We start from the raw sequence: 17546 nt of genomic DNA on the forward strand, positions 1-17546 counted from the left end.
CCCGAACGAGTTCACCGGGACCACGCTGCTCAGGGTCCGGGGTAAGACTGGGAGCCCCTTCCGGTATCGGCGGGCTACGAAGGCAGCGCCCGCGGCTTCGGCCTGCTCGACTACCACCGCACCGCGGCCGGAGACGTCCCACGCGCGGACGCCGGCAGCGCTTTCCATGCTCTCGAGATCATGGAGACCATGATGACCTCCTCGGTGGAGGGGCGGCGACTGGATCTCGGTCCCGCGGCGAGCCGGCCGACGGCCGTGCCCTTGACATCTCTCTGGGGGGCAGGCCAGCGCTCAGCTGGCCTGCACCTCGACGGAAGCGGACGGCAGCCCCGGCGCGGAGGCGGTCAGCACGATGCGGCCCGCCCCCGTCGGGCGGACGACAGCGAGTGCTCGCCCGTCATAGAGGCGATGGCGGGAGTCGGTGAACGATTCCTCGGTCTCCGGGCGTGCGCTGCCGAACCCCTGGAGCACTCCCGGACCGTCGATGTCGACCTCGACCTCCAGGTCGCCGTCGGTCGCCCGTACTCCGACCTCGTCCACGAGCTCGACGACGACGAACGCAAGGTGCTGTCCGCCCGCGCCGGGATCTGAGAGCTCTGCGCTCAGCGCGAGTCGACGGTCGGTCCCGGCGGTCTGCAGCGCCGTCCGCTCGGCCGGGAGTCCGTCGCGCACGGCGACGGCCTCCAGCCGGCCCGGCGCGTACTGCACCGCGAACAACGCGCGGTAGCCGTGCGCGACGCCCGCGGGCTGTCGTCCGAGCGATGATCCGGCGACGAACAGCTCGACCTCTGCCGCGTTGCTGTAGACCTCGACCTCGAAAGAATCCCCTTCGGCATCCGACCAGGTCCAGGATGGGATGCTGTCCGTCCACGACCAGGGAGCGGCCTTCATCTCACGGCCGCGAGTGTGCGGCCGCCGCACCGCGATGAAAGGCTCTGAGCGCAGGCCGAAGACGATTTCGCGATAGTAGGACGCTGGGCGCCGTTCTCCTGTGATGTCGATGTCGCCGGCGAACGAGACGAGGAAGGGGTACGCGCCGAGCGCCCCGCCGCCGGGCTGGTCGTCCCGATAGTGCATGCGCCCGAGGCCTGGCTCGCCGAGATAGTCCCAGCCGGTCCACGTGAAGTCGCCGATGACGTGAGGGTTGGACAGGACGAGTCCCCACAGACGGTCGATCCGGGTCGGAAAGGTCTCCGATCCGACTATGACTCGATTCGGGTACCGCTCACGATCGAGCACGTAGCGCGCGTCTTGGTAGTTCATCCCGGCGATGTCGAGCGCGCCGTAGGCCTCTTCCGTGAGTTCGGCAACGGCATCCGTGAGAGCCAGAGAACTCATGCGGTCCTCGAGGCTCATCGAGCGCGCGTTGATCTCGGCCACGGGCTCCAGCGATGCGCCGCCCAGCCGCTCCGGGTCGATGTCGACTGCGTCGTCCATCACGAACAGTGCGCCGTTGACGGCCGCCGTCACGTAGCGGGTCGGGTCCAGCGAGCGAGTCGCCGCCGCCATCGCCCTGGTCAGCTCGCTGCCCGATCGCGTCGCCGCCTCAGGGATCTCATTGCCGATCGAGTAGATGATGACGCTGGGGTGGTTGCGGTCCTTGCGGACCATAGCCTCGAGGTCGGACCGCCAGTGGTCGAGGAAGGTGTCGGAGCCATCCTCGGGCGACTTCGCCTTCGTCCAGACGTCGGTGAGCTCATCCATCACGAGCATCCCGAGCCGATCGCAGGCGTCCAGCATGGCCCTGCTCATGGGCTGGTGGGCGCTGCGGATCGCATTGAAACCCGCGGACTTGAGGATCGCGACCCGACGCTCGTCTGCGGCGTCGAACGTTGCCCCGCCGATAACCCCGTTGTCGGCGTGCACGCAAGCCCCGCGCAGCTTCACCGGCTGCCCGTTCACCCGCAGGCCGCGCCGCGCATCCAGATGAAGCGACCGGATGCCGAAGACCACGTCGCTCCGGTCCGTCTGGTCCTCGCCCCCGGCGCCCGAGGTGAGAAGCGATGTCGCGCGATACAGCTCCGGGGTGTCGACGGACCAGCGCCGCGGCGCCTCCACCAGAATGCGCTGACTGACTTCCGCCGCGCCGCCGGCGGGCACGCTGACCTTAGTCCGGTCCACGCCGACCACGTCACCCGAAGTGCTCAGGATACTCGTCTCCAGCCGCCGCACGACGGGGACGGGCTCGAGGTTGCGCACCGTTGTGATGAGCTGCACGAGCGACGCCTCCGCATCGTGCTCCGGAGTGGTCACCACGACGCCGTCGAGCGGAACGTGCACCCGAGGACCCACGGCGAGGTGCACGGGTCGGATGATCCCGCCGCCCGTGTACCACCGCGCATCCTGGTCGGCACGAGCCTCTACGACGATCTCGTTCTCGACTCCGTAGCGCAGGAACGTGTCGAGCTCCACCACGAGTGAGGTGCTTCCGGACGGCTGCCAGACGGCGAGGTCTCCGTTCACGAAGACCGCGGCCGAGCGGTGGACGGCCTCGAACTCGAGGACGACATGGCGCTCCCGCCAGTGCGCGGGAGCGAAGATGCGGGTGCGGTACTCCCACTTTCCGCCGGGGAAGTATCCCGAGGCTATCTGGCGGGAGTCCGGGACGCGCGCCACCCTGAGCACGGCGTCGTGAGGGACGATCACCGGGCGGAGTTCCCCCGGTGTCCCGCCGGTGAGATCCCGGTACTCCCACGACTGCGAATACGCCTCCCGTTGCATCCCGGTCTCCTCCTCGTCGGTGCCACGTCACGCTAACATCGCAGACATCATGTGTAAACATCTGATCTTTATCGCGCGGTTGACGGTAACATCGGAAGAGTCGTGATTCCGGTGGCGCGGAGCCATAGGACTCCAAAGCGGCGGAATATCGACAAATATCAACGGATAAGCGATGCGAGCGTTCGACTGGCGCGGCGGCCACCGGGGAGAGAACCCTCTACGAGAACAGTGATAGATCGAATGATGCTCGATGTATCACCAGCAAGAATGGACGATTAATGGCGATCATCACCGGTGTACGCGTGCACGACATACGCTTCCCCACCTCACTTGAGGCCGACGGCTCCGATGCGATGAACAAGGACGGCGACTACTCCGCCGCCTACGTCATCCTGGAAACCGACGGCGACCTGCGCGGTCACGGCTTCACCTTCACGATCGGGCGCGGGAACGACCTGTGCACCGAGGCAGCCCGACAGCGCGCCCAGCCGCTGATCGGCCGCGATGTCGACTCACTCCTCGACGACCTCGGCGGGATCTACCGGGAGCTCGCGTCCGACTCGCAGCTGCGCTGGCTGGGTCCGGAGAAAGGCGTCGTCCATCTTGCGATGGCGGCGGTGATGAACGCCCTCTGGGACATGGCCGCCCGACGTGCCGAGGTGCCGCTGTGGCGGCTCCTCGTCGAAATGTCCCCCGAGCAGCTCGTGGATGCCGCGGATCTGCGGTATCTGTCCGACGCCTTGACCCGCCAAGAGGCCCTCGACCTCCTGCGAGCCTCGGCGCCTCTACGCCAGCAGCGCATCGCGGAGCTGACCGCCCGCGGCGGCTACCCCTGCTACACGACTAGCGCCGGCTGGCTCGGGTACTCCGACGACAAGCTGCGCACGCTCCTGCAGGAGGCGGTGGACGACGGCTACCGCCACTTCAAGCTGAAGGTCGGCGCCGACCTCGAGGAGGACCGTCGGCGACTGCGTGTGGCCCGCGAGATTGTCGGGTGGGAGGCCGAGATCATGATCGACGCCAATCAGGTCTGGGATGTTCCCCAGGCGATCGACTGGATCAAGGAGCTGGCGGAGTTCCGGCCACTGTGGATCGAGGAGCCCACGAGCCCCGACGACGTGCTCGGGCACGCCGCCATCCGCAGGGCGGTCAGCCCGATCGGTGTCGCGAGCGGTGAGCACGGCATGAATCGCGTGCTCTTCAAGCAGATGTTCCAAGCCGAGGCGATCGACTTCTGTCAGCTGGACGCTGCCCGCCTGGCCAGCGTGAACGAGATCCTCTCCGTCTTTCTCATGGCTCACAAATTCGGAGTCCCAGTGTGCCCGCACGCGGGTGGCGTCGGGCTGTGCGAGCTCGTGCAGCATCTGTCGATCTTTGACTTCGTCGCCGTCTCAGGATCGCTGGACAACCGCCTCACCGAGTACGTCGATCACCTGCACGAGCATTTCGTCGATCCCGCCCTCGTCGCCGGCGGACACTACGTGCTGCCCTCGAAGCCGGGATACAGTGCAGAGCTGCACGAGGAGAGCATCCAGCGCTACGAGTTCCCGACCGGCAGCTACTGGTTGGAGTCGGAGGCCCAAGAGGTGCTCGTCGTCTCGTGACCGCCTAGGCCTGCTGAGCTGGAGGCACGTCGTCCTTGACGGGGTGGTCGGCGGCGAAGACTTCGACGCCCAGCAGATGCGCGGCCATACGGATGCGGGCACGCTCGGCATCGCGCGTGCGAAGGGCGTCAAGGATGGCCCGGTGGTCGGAATGCGCTTCGCCGAGGGAGTCCCGTTCGGTGATCGCGCGCCAGAGGCGCCCACGTAGTGTGCGGGTCATGAGGCTGTCGATCAGCGCCGCCAGGGCTGCGTTGCCGCTGGCGACGGCGATCTGGTGGTGGAACGCGGCATCCGCGTCGATAAATGACTCCGGCTCAAGTTGGCCCGTGATCAGTCCGGCATCGATGTCGGAGAGGATCCTCTCCAGTTCGTCGAACTCGTCCTCGGTGAGCCGTACCGCGGCCAGACCCGCCGACTCGGTCTCGAGCACGCGCCGGACCGCGAGGAGGTCGACCGACTGGGTCGCCTCCTGCAGGCCCGCCCAGAATTCGAGGTGCCGCAGCAGCGAGCTCGGCTCGAGCTGGGTCACGTAGGTGCCGTCGCCCTGTCTCGTCTCGAGCACGCCGAGCGTGGCCAGCGAACGCACCGCTTCGCGAAGCGAGCCACGGGAGACCCCCAGCTGCGCGGCGAGGTCCTTCTCGATCGGGAGCCGGTCTCCCGCCCGCAGCTCACCCGAAGCAATCATCCGCTTCACATGATCGATGACGTGATCCGATCTCGAAAGGGAACCCGTCGGAAAGTCTTCTGTCTCAGCTGCCACGTTCTCAGTGTATGCGGCGAGGCGGGAATAGGTTCGATCAAAGTCGGATGCGGGAGCCGAGCGGTCCGGATCGCATGTGACGACGCGAAGCTGCGCATTCGCGGTGGCTTAGCGTAGCTGCATGGTCGCCGAAGCCCTCACAGTCCTCATCTGGAACGAGTACATTCACGAGACTCGGACGAGAACGTCATACGAATCTATCCAGACGGCATGCATCCCCGTGACTCCCGTCGTCTAGATGCCCCGCTGAACGCTCCTCTGCGTCAGACCTCGCGCACGTGAGTGCCAGCGCACTGAAAGATTGAATCAATATCGACTATTCGCAACTCGACTCAAAGGCGTACGTGCGGTGAAGTCTTCACTCAGCGGGATGCCGGGCGGCTGGGAGCAGGTCGAAATAACCGGAAAAACAGGGCATCTCAAGCTCACAGGCCGGATCTCTGCAGCCTCGGCCGAGCCTCACTCCGACCTGGCCGAGGCGCGAGCTTCGGAAGTGATTGACAGGCATTGATCAGACGTTTATCGTAAAGTGTTCCTGCATCGACTCAGAGAGGAGACCTGATGAAGATCCGCTTGAGGTCGCTCGCCCGTTCCACTCCCCCGAACTTGCCCCTCAGACTCGCGAGGTCTGCATGGTGAGCCCACCCGGCGTCGGCCTGGACGTCGGCGATGTCACCCGCAAGCTCCGCGATCGGGGCAACTCCCGCGGATTGCGCGGTTTGAAGCGCAGCTGGCGTCGGCACTGGCAGCTCTATCTGCTGATCCTGATCCCGATCGCCTACTTCGTCATCTTCAAGTACATCCCGATGGCGAATACCATCATCGCGTTCAAGGATTACAACGTTATAGACGGTGTCTGGGGAAGCGACTGGGCTGGGACGAAGCACTTCGAGCGCTTCTTCGACAATCCGATGTTCTGGCCGGTGCTGCGCAACACCTTCCTGCTCTCGGCCTACGTCGTCCTGGCAAGCTTCCCGATCCCCATCATCCTCGCGCTCGCGCTGAACGAAGTCCGCTTGCGGTTCTTCAAGAACACCGTGCAGATGGTCACGTACGCGCCCTACTTCATCTCGACGGTCGTGGTCATCTCGATGACCATCCTCTTCCTCTCGCCGCGGTTGGGCATTGCCGGACATGTGACCCAGTTCTTCGGCCTGGGATCCATTGACTTCCTGAGCGACCCGGACTTCTTCCGGCACATCTACGTTGTCAGCGACGTCTGGCAGACCATGGGATACTCCGCCGTCATCTATCTCGCCGCGCTCGCGGGGATCGATCCCACCCTCTACGAAGCCGCGCGGGTCGACGGCGCGAGCCGCTGGCAGAAGATCCTCAACGTCGACCTGCCAGGCATTCTGCCCACCGCAATGATCGTCCTCGTCCTCGCAGTCGGCAACGTCATGGCGATCGGGTTCGAAAAGGCCTACTTGCTGCAGAACAGCCTCAACCTCTCGCAATCGGAAATCATCGCGACGTACACGTACAAGGTCGGCCTGCTCAACGCCGACTTCAGCCAGGCGGCGGCGATCGGGCTGTTCAACGGAGTCATCAACCTCGGGCTGCTGCTCGGCGTGAACGCGATAGTGAAGCGACTAACAGGAAACGGACTGTGGTGAGCTCGATGCTGAAACAAGCCTCTGACAAGACCAGCAGGTCCCGACTCCCGAAGTCGAGCCGTGGGTTCAAGCCCACGCGCATCAAGGAGCCCACGGTCGACCGGTGGTTCATGGCCGGCGTCTACATCCTGCTCTCGACCTTCCTGCTCGTGGTACTGCTGCCGCTCGTCTACATCGTCGCCAGCTCTTTCAGCGATCCCCTCGCGGTGTCGTCGGGCCAGGTCACGTTCTGGCCGATCAACTTCACTCTCGAGGGCTACCAGCGCGCGCTCAGCGACAGCTCGATCCTCACCGGATTCGGCAACTCGCTGTTCTACACGATCGCGGGCACCGCGATCAGCCTCGTGCTCACAGTCGCGATCGCCTATCCGCTGTCCCGACAGGACTTCTGGGGTCGCCGCGGCATCACGATCTTCGTGGTATTCACGATGCTCTTCGCCGGCGGCATCATCCCGACGTACCTCGTCGTCCAGAACCTCGGGCTCCTCGACACCCAGTGGGCGATCATTCTCCCGCAGGCGATCGGCGTCTGGCAGGTGATTATCGCTGTCGCTTTCTTCCGCTCGTCGATCCCTGACGAACTGTACGAAGCGGCCCAACTGGACGGCGCGAGCGACCTGCGCTTCCTCTTCTCAACGGTGCTGCCGCTGTCCAAACCGCTGCTCGCGGTAATCGCCCTCATGTACGCCATCTTCCAGTGGAACTCCTACTTCGACGCGTTGCTCTACCTGCGCGACCCGGATCTCTACCCCCTTCAGCTCGTGCTGCGCAACGTGCTGATCCTCAACCAGACCGCCCCCGGCCTGAACGCGGCCGCGGCCCTCGAACGGCAGCAGCTCGCCGATCTGATGAAGTACTCGCTCATCGTCATCTCGACGGTGCCCGTGATGCTCGTCTACCCGTTCGTCGCCCGCTTCTTCAACAAGGGGATCCTGATCGGAGCGGTCAAGGGGTGACCGTGGGTGAGCAAATCACCTGGCGCCCCGGCGCCATCGAGCTCGACATCTCGTCGGGGGCTGACGGGCCGCCGATGGTCAAACGGTTCACGCGTTCCGGCGACGAGAGCGCTCCCGACCCGACATCCGCTCTGCCCATCGCCGAGGTCCACCTCGGCGGCGAAGGCTCGGGCACTTCCTCGTCGGAACGGCTCATGGGCAGCGCCGTGGGGCGCCGGCTGCGCTTCGTCGACCACCGAGAGTGGCATCAAGACGGGATGGCGCATCTCGAGGTGACCGCGCAGGACCCCGAGACGCACATCAGCGTGATCTCGCGGTGGTCCAGCTGGCCGGACCTGCCCGTCGTCCGATGCGAGACCGAGGTTCTCGCAGGCGCGGAGCCCGTCGAGCTACGCGCGGTCTCGTCCGTCGCGCTCGGCGGCATATCGTCGCCGGGCGCGCAATGGTGGCTCGACCACGAGGTCGGGTTCGCACACAACACGTGGTTCCGCGAGATGGTCTGGCAGCGTCGCACCCCGGCCGAGCTCGGACTCGACGACTCAGGACTGGACCTGTGGGGCATCCCCAGCTCCCGCGCGTCATTCGCCATCGGGCAGCGCGGAAGTTGGTCAACCGGCGGTCACCTGCCGATGGGCGTCCTGCGGGCCCGAGATCAGGCGCGATCCATTCTGTGGCAGGTCGAGCACAACGGAGCCTGGCGCTGGGAGCTCGGAGACCAGGGCGGGGCGCTGTACCTTGTGGCGAGCGGGCCGACGGACCAGAGCTCGGCCTGGATGCGCCGCCTCGCGCCCGGCGAACGCTTCCGATCCGTGCCGACGACCCTCGTCCTCGCCTGCGACGACGACGAGCTGTTCGGGGCCCTCACCCGCGCGCGGCGCCGCGTGCGTCGTCCGCACCCGGACAACGATGCGCTGCCGGTGATCGTGAACGACTATATGAACGCCCTCATGGGCGATCCCACGAGCGAGAATATCCCGCCGTTCATCGACGCCGCGCGGCTCGCCGGCGCGGAGATCTACTGCATGGACTCGGGCTGGTACACCGACGGGGCGACATGGTGGAACGACCTCGGCTCGTGGGAGCCGTCGCTGCGCCGGTTCCCCGTCGGCCTCCAGACGATGACGAGTCGGATGCGCGACGCCGGCATGGTGCCGGGGCTCTGGCTCGAGCCCGAAGTCGTCTCGGTCTCGAGCCCGGTCGCCGACACACTGCCGTCTGAGGCCTTCTTCCAGCGGGACGGGCAGCGGGTCATCGAGTCAGGACGACTGCAGCTGGACTTCCGGCATCCGGCCGCACTCGCTCACATCGACGGCGCGGTCGAACGACTCATCGCCGACTTGGGTCTCGGTTACCTGAAGTTCGACTACAACATGGACGTCACGCAGGGCACCGACGTGGATGCCGACAGCCCCGGCGACGGGCAGTTCGGCCACCAGCGGGTGCTGCTGGGCTGGGTGCGGAGCCTCATGGACCGGCATCCTGGACTCGTCATCGAGAGCTGCGCGAGCGGCGGACAGCGGATGGATGCCGCGACCCTCGCGGTGCACCCGGTCCAGTCGACGAGCGACAATCAGGATCCGATGTTCACCGCTGCGATCGCCGCGGCCGCGCCCACCGCCGTCACTCCCGAGCAGGGGGCCGTGTGGGCCTATCCCGACCCGTCATGGTCCGATGAGCGGATCGCGTTCTCGCTCGCGAACACGCTGCTGGGCCGCGTGCACCTCGGCGGTCGCCTCGATCTTCTCTCGCTACCGCAGATGGAGCTGGTCAGGGCGGGACTGGCCGCCTACCGCGAGACGCGCGACAGGCTCCCGACGGCCGTGCCGTTCTGGCCCCTGGGCCTGCCCGGCTGGCACGATCCCGTCGTCGCCCTGGGCATGCGCGACGATGAGGGCGAGCTGCTCACCGTCTGGCGCCGATCGGGTCCCACCACCGTGAGGATCCCGCTCGCAGGGCACGCGGGGCGCGAACTCGACGTGGAGATCATGTTCCCCAAGCGGCTTCCGACGCGGGCTACGTGGGATGCCCACGCAGGCGAGCTCGTGATCGAGCTGCCGGACGAGCCTGCGGCGCGCACGTTCCGCCTGCGGCGCACATAGTCATCACGCCTCGCATCCCGCCTCTGGTGGATCGCTCCGCTAAGGCGATCCGCCAGAGGCTTTCGCAGTCCTGTCTACGCGTCGGCTCCCGGGCTCGGCTGCGGGGCGACAGCGGGCGAGTAGGGCAGCTCGGTCTCGACGTACCTCCCGGCCACCTCGCCAGGGTCTTCCCCCGCGCGAAGCGGCAGCATCCGGTAGAGATGCCGATACGGGCCCTTGGCGGGCGTGTTGCTGTACTTGTCGGGGCGCGTCATGACGTCCCAGTTGCCGCCGTGCATGCCTTCCTGCGCCGCATCGACGCGGACGACGGTCCGGTTCGAGGTCGGAACCTCGTGCCAGTGTCGGCGGTCAGCGAGCTCATCCGGACTGTTGGGCTGGGCGTTGAAGAACATGCTCCCGCCTGCGACGAAGAGCACGCCGGCGCCGTCGTGGTCCGTGACCGCTGCCCAGCGGGTGTCCGCCTTGTTGGCCGAGTCCTGAGGGCGGCTGTAGCGGGTGACCTGCTCCGCGACGGTACCGGAGTATCGTCCGAAGAACGCGGAGGACCGTCGGTCGGCGGTCGACTCCAACGGCCCGCGGCCGTACCAGTGGATGCTGTCGAGCTCCTTGCGGAGTCCGAGCGTGGTGCCGATCACCTGCGGATTGGGCGTGCCCGTCACCGGCGCGAACGTCGACAGCACGTCGACCTGTCCGTTGCCGTGGATCGTGTAGACGATCGACTGCGGTGAGGTGGTGATCTGGTCGCTCGGACGGAAGGGCACCTTCGTGGTGACGGTGCCGCGGACGGTGATCCGCACAGCCCCGGTCATCGGCTGCACCTCGACCGCGTCGACAGCCCATTTCTCGCCGACGCCGCGCCACGGCTGCGACGGCTCGGGACGCTTGGCACGAATGTCGGGGATTGCCAGCTCCGGATCGTTCGGCGTGCGCCAGAAGTTCGGCATCAGGTCGCTTGCGAGCAGTTCCCGCCCGTCATACGCCAGCGACGTGAGGCGTCCTGTATCGCGGGAGATCGCGGCTTCGAACCGGTCGCCGCTGACGTGGATCGCGCCGGCGCCATCGACCACGTGGACGGACGGAATATCCTCGGCGGCGACACGGGTGGCGTCGATGGTCCCGACGGGGATGTCGAACTGTGCGCGGGCGACGACGTGCCCGCGCACGGCCCACGGTGTGGCCTCGGCGAGAGTGAGCGAGACGTCCAGCCGGTACTCCGCCTCGGGGCGAGGACTCTCGGGGATCCCGAACGGAAGCGTGACCTCGGAGCTCTCGCCAGGCCCGATGGCCAGCCGCGCGCCGGGTACGGATCCTTCCTGAAGAGTGATTCCGTCCTCGGTCAGCGACCATTCGAGCGTGTGACTCTCGAGCCCCATGAACAGGTGCTCGTTGGTGATCGTGACGGTCGGGGTGGGCAGGGCATGGCCGGTGACGGTGATCGGCTGGTACGCGAGCTTCGCCTCGGCGAGCTTCGCCGTGAGGGTGCGATCGGAGAGCGCCAGGCCGCTCATGTGCGCGCTCTCCTCATTCGGGTCGTCGCCCCAATCACCGCCGTAGGCGATGAACTCGGCCCCGGGCCTCCCCGGCATCGGCCACCACAAGCCCTTGTCGGCCCAATCCCAAAGGAAACCGCCGTGCACCAGCCCCGGATGGTCCCGAATGGCGGCCCAGTACTCCTCGAGGTAACCGGAGGAGTTCCCCTGGCCGAAGGCGTATTCGATGAGCAGATACGGCCTGGGGTCGCGCTGCGCTCGGGTGATCAATTGGGCGACGGGCGGATAGAAGTCGCCGTCGAAGTCCGAGAGCTCCATGGGGACGATGGGCGACCCGGAGCCGGTCGGGTCCTGGTAGCTGACCGGACGGGTCGGGTCGTGCTTTTTGGTCCAGTCATACATGGCTCGGAGGTTGGATCCCACGCCGGACTCGTTGCCGATCGACCAGGCGATGACGCACGCGTGATTCTTGTCACGATCGACCACGTTCTTCATCCGCCACAGCAGCGGGTCCCGCAGTTCCGGGCGGTCGCCGGGGACGTTGGGCTTGCCTGCTGCGTCGACGCTGTTGATGTGGGTCTCGTTGTTGGCCTCGTCGAAGATGTACAGCCCGTACGCGTCGGCGAACTCGTACCAACGGGGGTCGTTCGGGTAGTGCGAGGTGCGTACGGCGTTGATGTTGGATTGCTTCATGAGCCGGATGTCGGCGATCATGTCCGCACTGGAGAGCGTGCGCCCGGTCCGCGGGTTCCACTCGTGACGGTTGACACCACGGATGGACAGCGGCTGGCCGTTGAGCAGGAGGGCACCGTCCGTGACCTCGACGCGTCGGAAGCCGACGCGTGTGGAGATGCGCTCGACGACCGCTCCGTTCTCGTCGCACAGTTCGAGGACCAGGGTGTAGAGGTCCGGGCGCTCGGCCGACCACAGACGCGGTTGCCGAACAGGCGCCGACAGGCCCACGGAGAAATCGACCCCGACGCCAGCCAGCTGTACGCGGGCGGCTTCTGTCCACAGTTCGGCCACCGACGGCGCTGTGCCGTCGAAGAGTCGCCCCCGGACGCTGTAGTCGAGCCCGGTGCTTTCACCGGCGTAGTCGCGGATGTCCGCGGTGACCTCGAGCACGGCGTCGGCGAACTCGTCGTCCAGCTGGGTGCGGACAGTGAAGTCGCGAATCAGCACCGGCGATCGGGAGATCAGGGACACGCTGCGGAAGATGCCGGAGAGCCGCACGTTGTCCTGGTTCTCCAGGTACGAACCGGAGCACCAGCGATACACCTCTACTGCGATCAGGTTGCGGCCCGGACGGAGGTGACCGGTGATCTCGAATTCGCCGCACGTGTAGCTGTCTTCGCGGTACCCGACCTTTTGACCGTTGATCCAGACGTAATAGGCAGATTCCACACCGTCGAACTGGATGAAGGTGCGACGCGGCGCCCACCCCACCGGCAGGTCGAAGGTCGTGCGGTACTGGCCGACCGGGTTGTACGAGGTCGGGGCGTGCGGGTAGTCGCCGTGCGGATCGGGCTGTTCGTTGTTTCCATTCGCCCCGGTCCAGGGCAGGACCGTGTTCGTCCCGATGGGGAAGTCGTAGCCATGCAGCTGCCAGGAGGAAGGAACCGGGATCGTGTCCCAATCCGAGTCATCGACACGGTCGTCGGCGAAGTCGAGCATCCTCGCCGTCGGGTTCTCCGACCAGTGGAACTTCCACTGGCCGTCGAGGCTCAAGCGATATGGCGAATCGAGCCGATCAGCGCGCAAAGCCTGCGCGTGCGTTTCGTAGGGCATGAGCGAGGCGTGAGCAGGCTCGGTCCCCCATTCGTGCACAGCAGGGTCGTTCCACTCCAGGGCGTTCGCCATCTTGCGTCCTCGAATCTGTTGACGTTCTCCAAGGCGGTCCGCGTGGACGGCGCCTTTGAGAGTGAGAAAATCTGCTGGCTCGCGCGATGCGGGCACCCGCGCCCTCATCGGCGATCATCAGATGTTTAGAGTAGCGCAATCCTTCACGAGAGAACACGCGCGGCGTGTTTTGGTGAGTTCTGAGCCCCGCGAGCGTGGAAATTCTCAGAACACCATCAGTGCAAAGCCATTCGAAACACGGAAAACTGGGACGTCTTAGCGATGCACACGCATTGCCGCATCCAACTCACGTCGGCGCGCACTGAATCTCAGCACAAAACTTGTTGACAGCGAATGATCAGACGTTTACCGTGAAGGACGTACCTGCAACGCCGCAGAGAGGAACGTCCGGATGATGTGCCACTGGCGGCTGCCTGCGACTCCCGATCAAGAGCAGACGGATGCGGGTTCCGCTCGAGTCTCTACCCGTTCAGGATCACGCCCTGCGACGTTCCCACCCTCAATCAGGAGGCAAGACATTGTCTAGACCACACATATCCGACACGATGCGATTCAGCCGTCGCTCAATCGCAGGCATCGCGGCAGTCGCGGCTTTAACTGCCGCGCTGGTCGGCTGTTCCCCCAGCGAAGAAGACGACCAGAAGGTCATCACCATCTTCGGAGAGGAGGGGGGGCAGATGGATCTCAACACCAACTCCTTCACCGTGCTCATGGAGGAGAAATTCGACGTCGACATCCAGTTCGAGACAACCGGCTACGAATCGGGGGCGGCGAACGAGGCTCGCCAGGTCTCCTTGGCGGGCGGCGACCTGCCCGAGGCATACATGCTCGTCCCTTGGGCTTCGCAATTCAACAAGTCGGAACTGCAGCGCTACGGCGATCAGGGCGTGATCCTGCCCCTGAACGACCTCATCGACAAGTACGCGCCGAACATCGCTGACGCCCTCGCCGCTGAGCCCGGCTTCCAGTCGCTCGCCACAGCACCCGACGGCAATATCTGGGGTCTTCCGCAATGGAATGACTGCTACCACTGCTCGTACCCGTATAAGTTCTGGATCAACACGGAGTGGCTGACCACGCTCGGACTTGACACACCGACGACGCCCGACGAATTCTTCGACGTCATGATGGCGTTCAAGACGGGCGACCCCAACGGTAACGGGGTCGCGGACGAAATTCCGATCACCGGCAGCGCCCAATGGTCGGCCGTGCCGTACATCATGAACGCGTTCATCTCCAACTCGTTCAATACCGGGGCCGGGGCGAACGGGCAGCCCATCTCGCTCGGGCTCGACGGTGACACCGTGCAGGTGCAGGCCACGCAGGACGGATGGCGGGAGGGTCTGAAATTCCTGAACAAGCTGTGGGCGGCAGGACTCATCGACCCTGCGGCATTCTCGCAAGGCGACGACACCATGCAGGGGACGGGCAACAACGCCGAAGCAGTGATCGTCGGCGGCGCCACAGCCATTCATTCCGGAATCTTCGTGAGCGTCGGACAGGAAGACGGGCGCGACAATCAGTACTTCCCCATTCCGCCGCTCGACGGTCCCGCGGGTCCACAAGCGACCTACCAGCTGCCGAGTATCCCCGGAGCCACCTTTCTCGTCACGAAGGCCGCCGATGAGACGGAGCAGAAGGTGATTATGGAGATGATGGATTATCTCTTCACCGAAGAAGGGCATATGCGAGGCGAGTTCGGCGAGGAGAACATCGGCTGGCGAGCTGCTGAGGAGGAAGAGGTTGCACTCGACACAGAACTCGAGGCGACCTTCTTCGACGTGCTGGTGGATGAGGAGAACGAAGCCGATTACAACGGCAGCTGGGGCCCGATGGCCCAGGTGTTCGAGACAACGGAATTCCGAAACGCGCAGGTGTCACCGCTCGACATCAACACGCAGCCGGGCTACGAGCGTCGGCTCTTCGAGGCGACCAAGCTCTACGAAGGAAAAGATACCGACGCGATCTTCCCGTACTGGGACCTTTGGGTCCCCGTCGAGGAAGGCAGCGAACTGTCCACGCTGACAGCCAACATCGAGAGCAACGTGGCGACATCAACCGCCGAGTTCGTCACCGGAGTGCGTGACCCGAACAACGACGACGATTGGAATGGCTACCTGGACGGCCTCCAGGGCCTCGGCGTCGACCGCTACCTCGAAATATGGCAGGCCGCATACGACGCGAGCTGACCGTAAGCACTGATCGGGGGGCGAGGCGTACGCTTCGCCCCCCGTTACCTTAATCCGAGGATGTTGTCTGCGGACCCGGTTCGGCAGTGAATGATCGCTGACAGAGGGGCTCAGTCCAGGAAGATGTCCGGGAACAGGCGGTTGTCCGGGGTGCCGGGAATTGCGGCATAGCCGGAAAAGTCTGTCACGCCGTCGGCCTCCAGCACGTCTTCCACGATCAGGCTCTGTCCGGTGTACCCGGCTGCCGTCTTGATCAGCACGGCGTAGGCGGCATCCGCATAGATGTCCGGCGTGCGGCTCGCAGCCATCACTTTGTCGCCACCGAGCAGGTTCTGCACCGCGGCGGTCGCAATGGTCGTGCGCGGCCACAAGGTGTTGGCGGCGATGCCATCCTCAGCGAACTCAGCAGCGAGTCCGAGAGTGACCATGGTCATGCCGAACTTCGCCAGCGAGTAACCGGTGTGCGCTCCGAGCCACTTCGGGGTCGGGTTGAGCGGCGGTGACAGCGAGAGGATGTGCGGGTTTGAAGACTCTCGCAGTTGCGGAATCGCCGCACGCGACAGCATGAAGGTGCCGCGCACGTTGACGTCCTGCATGAGGTCGTACTTCTTCGCGCCGAGATCGAGCGAGCGCGACAGATCGATCACGCTGGCGTTGTTGATGACGATGTCGATGCCGCCGAACTCGCCCTGCGTCTTCATGACGGCCTCGGTGATGTCGTCATCCTCGCGGACGTCGCCGACAATCGGCAGCGCGTTCCCGCCGGCCGCGCGAATCTGCTCGGCCGCAGTGTGGATCGTGCCCTCGAGCTTCGGATGCGGCGTGTCGGTCTTCGCCAGCATCGCGATGTTCGCGCCATCTGCTGCGGCGCGCAGCGCGATGGCCAGGCCGATGCCGCGGCTGCCGCCCGACATCAGGATTGTCTTGCCTGCCAGGTTGGTCATGCTGCTCCTTCGTTGGATTCCAGTCGCAATTTCTGTCGCCTCCGAACGCTCGAAGCGACAGAAATCGCGACGGGAACGTTGGTGCCGGTCACTTCGGGGCCATGCGGATGGCGCCGTCGAGGCGGATGGTCTCGCCGTTCAGATAGTCGTTGCTGACGATGTGTTCGACCAGCCCGGCATATTCGGCGGGCCTACCCAAGCGTGCGGGGTACGGAACCTGCTCACCGAGCGATGCCTGCGCAGCCTCCGGAAGACCGGCGAGCATCGGGGTCTCCATGATGCCGGGGGCGATCGTGCAGACCCGGATGCCGTAACGGGCGAGCTCCCGGGCGATCGGGAGCGTCATGGCGTGCACGCCGCCCTTCGATGCCGAGTACGCGGGCTGACCGATCTGCCCGTCGAACGCCGCGACGGATGCCGTGTTGACGATGACGCCGCGTCCACCGCCTTCGAGTGGCTGGTTCTTCGCGATGACGGCGGATGCCTGCGACGTCACGTTGAATGTGCCGACGAGGTTGATACGGATGACGCGCTCGAAGTCGGCGAGCACTGCGGGGTTGCCCTCACGGTCGAGCACCTTGGCTGGCGGGGCGATGCCGGCGCAGTTGACGACGATGCGCAGCGGCGCAGCGGCCTGAGCGGTGGCTGCCGCGGCTGCGGCATCCTCCGGATTGGTCACATCTCCCGGAGCGAAAATCCCGCCGAGTTCCGCAGCCATCTCGGCCCCTGCGGACGAGGGCAGGTCGAGAAGCGTGACGTGCGCGCCGGCAGCGGCGAGTGCGCGCGCTGTCGCGAGGCCCAACCCCGAAGCGCCGCCCGTGATCAGTGCCCCGGATCCTTGGATCTGCATGTGTTCTCCTTCGAACCGTTTGCAACTCAGTCCCAGCATACGCAGTTCTCAGTACCACCCCTGGCTTCTGTGACGGCGGAGGTGTTGGCTGGGGTCATGGAACTGCGTCGCAAGCGAGCCTACGACACCGCCGAATCCTCTGATGGTTTCCGCGTCCTCGTCGATCGACTGTGGCCACGCGGAGTCTCGAAGGAGCGTGCCGCGATCGATCTATGGGCGAAGGATGCCGCGCCGAGCCCCGATCTACGTCGCGACTGGCATGCCGCACCCGACTCGGAGTGGGGCGTCTATGCCGACCGATACCGCGCAGAGCTGTCGCACGAAACGGCGGCCGGACTGGAGTCGTTGGCGATCGAGCTGCGCCAGCATCCGGTCGTCACGCTCGTGTACGCCGCACACGACGAGCAGCACAATCACGCCGTCGTGCTGGAGGAGTGCCTTCGTCCGCTGCTGTGAA

At 65.5% G+C, this 17546-nt stretch carries 11 protein-coding genes; 6 read left to right on the plus strand and 5 right to left on the minus strand.

The genetic code is table 11. The annotated features are described in order from the left end of the window. Nucleotides 1-291: 291 nt before the first annotated feature. A complete protein-coding gene (locus AC1C2O_RS10940) occupies nucleotides 292-2721 on the minus strand; it encodes a glycoside hydrolase family 2 TIM barrel-domain containing protein (protein WP_495430460.1) in 2430 nt (809 codons plus the stop codon). 278 nt (nucleotides 2722-2999) lie between these two features. Between AC1C2O_RS10940 and AC1C2O_RS10945 the strand changes: the two genes are divergently transcribed. Next, nucleotides 3000-4325 (plus strand): enolase C-terminal domain-like protein, encoded by a 1326-nt coding sequence (locus tag AC1C2O_RS10945; protein ID WP_495430461.1) that lies wholly within the window; start codon nucleotides 3000-3002, stop codon nucleotides 4323-4325. A gap of 4 nt (nucleotides 4326-4329) precedes the next feature. Here the strand turns inward: AC1C2O_RS10945 and AC1C2O_RS10950 are convergent, their stop codons facing one another. Beyond that, nucleotides 4330-5085 (minus strand): FadR/GntR family transcriptional regulator, encoded by a 756-nt coding sequence (locus AC1C2O_RS10950; RefSeq protein WP_495430462.1) that lies wholly within the window; start codon nucleotides 5083-5085, stop codon nucleotides 4330-4332. A gap of 632 nt (nucleotides 5086-5717) precedes the next feature. Here AC1C2O_RS10950 and AC1C2O_RS10955 point away from each other — a divergent pair. The 3 genes from AC1C2O_RS10955 to AC1C2O_RS10965 are packed head-to-tail and all read left to right on the plus strand — an operon-like array spanning nucleotide 5718 to nucleotide 9756. Beyond that, the gene (locus AC1C2O_RS10955; RefSeq protein ID WP_495430463.1) at nucleotides 5718-6701 is read left to right on the plus strand and encodes an ABC transporter permease; all 984 of its coding nucleotides are present in this window, start codon (nucleotides 5718-5720) and stop codon (nucleotides 6699-6701) included. Between the two features lie 5 nt (nucleotides 6702-6706). Further along, a complete protein-coding gene (locus AC1C2O_RS10960; RefSeq protein ID WP_495430464.1) occupies nucleotides 6707-7657 on the plus strand; it encodes a carbohydrate ABC transporter permease in 951 nt (316 codons plus the stop codon). Nucleotides 7658-7659: 2 nt separating this feature from the next. Beyond that, nucleotides 7660-9756 (plus strand): glycoside hydrolase family 36 protein, encoded by a 2097-nt coding sequence (locus AC1C2O_RS10965; RefSeq protein ID WP_495430465.1) that lies wholly within the window; start codon nucleotides 7660-7662, stop codon nucleotides 9754-9756. Nucleotides 9757-9830: 74 nt separating this feature from the next. Here the strand turns inward: AC1C2O_RS10965 and AC1C2O_RS10970 are convergent, their stop codons facing one another. Next, nucleotides 9831-13106 carry a glycoside hydrolase family 2 TIM barrel-domain containing protein gene (locus AC1C2O_RS10970; protein WP_495430466.1) on the minus strand — a complete coding sequence of 1092 codons (3276 nt, stop codon included), beginning with the start codon at nucleotides 13104-13106 and terminating at the stop codon, nucleotides 9831-9833. A 677-nt stretch (nucleotides 13107-13783) separates the two neighbouring features. On the opposite strand from AC1C2O_RS10970, the gene AC1C2O_RS10975 reads away from it, so the two are divergent. Next, nucleotides 13784-15295, plus strand: a complete 1512-nt coding sequence (locus AC1C2O_RS10975; protein WP_495430467.1) for a type 2 periplasmic-binding domain-containing protein — start codon at nucleotides 13784-13786, stop codon at nucleotides 15293-15295. 110 nt (nucleotides 15296-15405) lie between these two features. Here the strand turns inward: AC1C2O_RS10975 and AC1C2O_RS10980 are convergent, their stop codons facing one another. Both AC1C2O_RS10980 and AC1C2O_RS10985 read right to left on the minus strand, forming a co-directional pair. Continuing rightward, nucleotides 15406-16239 carry an SDR family oxidoreductase gene (locus AC1C2O_RS10980; RefSeq protein ID WP_495430468.1) on the minus strand — a complete coding sequence of 278 codons (834 nt, stop codon included), beginning with the start codon at nucleotides 16237-16239 and terminating at the stop codon, nucleotides 15406-15408. Nucleotides 16240-16327: 88 nt separating this feature from the next. After that, on the minus strand, nucleotides 16328-17089 hold the full coding sequence (locus tag AC1C2O_RS10985; protein WP_495430469.1) for an SDR family NAD(P)-dependent oxidoreductase: 762 nt from the start codon (nucleotides 17087-17089) through the stop codon (nucleotides 16328-16330). A 96-nt stretch (nucleotides 17090-17185) separates the two neighbouring features. On the opposite strand from AC1C2O_RS10985, the gene AC1C2O_RS10990 reads away from it, so the two are divergent. Further along, nucleotides 17186-17545, plus strand: a complete 360-nt coding sequence (locus AC1C2O_RS10990; RefSeq protein ID WP_495430470.1) for a DUF488 domain-containing protein — start codon at nucleotides 17186-17188, stop codon at nucleotides 17543-17545. Nucleotide 17546: the final 1 nt, after the last annotated feature.

This window comes from Microbacterium sp. Y355 (assembly GCF_059445345.1).

Bases quoted from the DNA above. Each gene is read 5' to 3' on its own strand.
- AC1C2O_RS10985 (WP_495430469.1), bottom strand. From the start codon at position 17,089: ATGCAGATCCAAGGATCCGGGGCACTGATCACGGGCGGCGCTTCGGGG.
- AC1C2O_RS10970 (WP_495430466.1), bottom strand. From the start codon at position 13,106: ATGGCGAACGCCCTGGAGTGGAACGACCCTGCTGTGCACGAATGGGGG.
- AC1C2O_RS10955 (WP_495430463.1), top strand. From the start codon at position 5,718: ATGGTGAGCCCACCCGGCGTCGGCCTGGACGTCGGCGATGTCACCCGC.
- AC1C2O_RS10980 (WP_495430468.1), bottom strand. From the start codon at position 16,239: ATGACCAACCTGGCAGGCAAGACAATCCTGATGTCGGGCGGCAGCCGC.
- AC1C2O_RS10990 (WP_495430470.1), top strand. From the start codon at position 17,186: ATGGAACTGCGTCGCAAGCGAGCCTACGACACCGCCGAATCCTCTGAT.
- AC1C2O_RS10945 (WP_495430461.1), top strand. From the start codon at position 3,000: ATGGCGATCATCACCGGTGTACGCGTGCACGACATACGCTTCCCCACC.
- AC1C2O_RS10960 (WP_495430464.1), top strand. From the start codon at position 6,707: ATGCTGAAACAAGCCTCTGACAAGACCAGCAGGTCCCGACTCCCGAAG.
- AC1C2O_RS10975 (WP_495430467.1), top strand. From the start codon at position 13,784: ATGGATCTCAACACCAACTCCTTCACCGTGCTCATGGAGGAGAAATTC.
- AC1C2O_RS10940 (WP_495430460.1), bottom strand. From the start codon at position 2,721: ATGCAACGGGAGGCGTATTCGCAGTCGTGGGAGTACCGGGATCTCACC.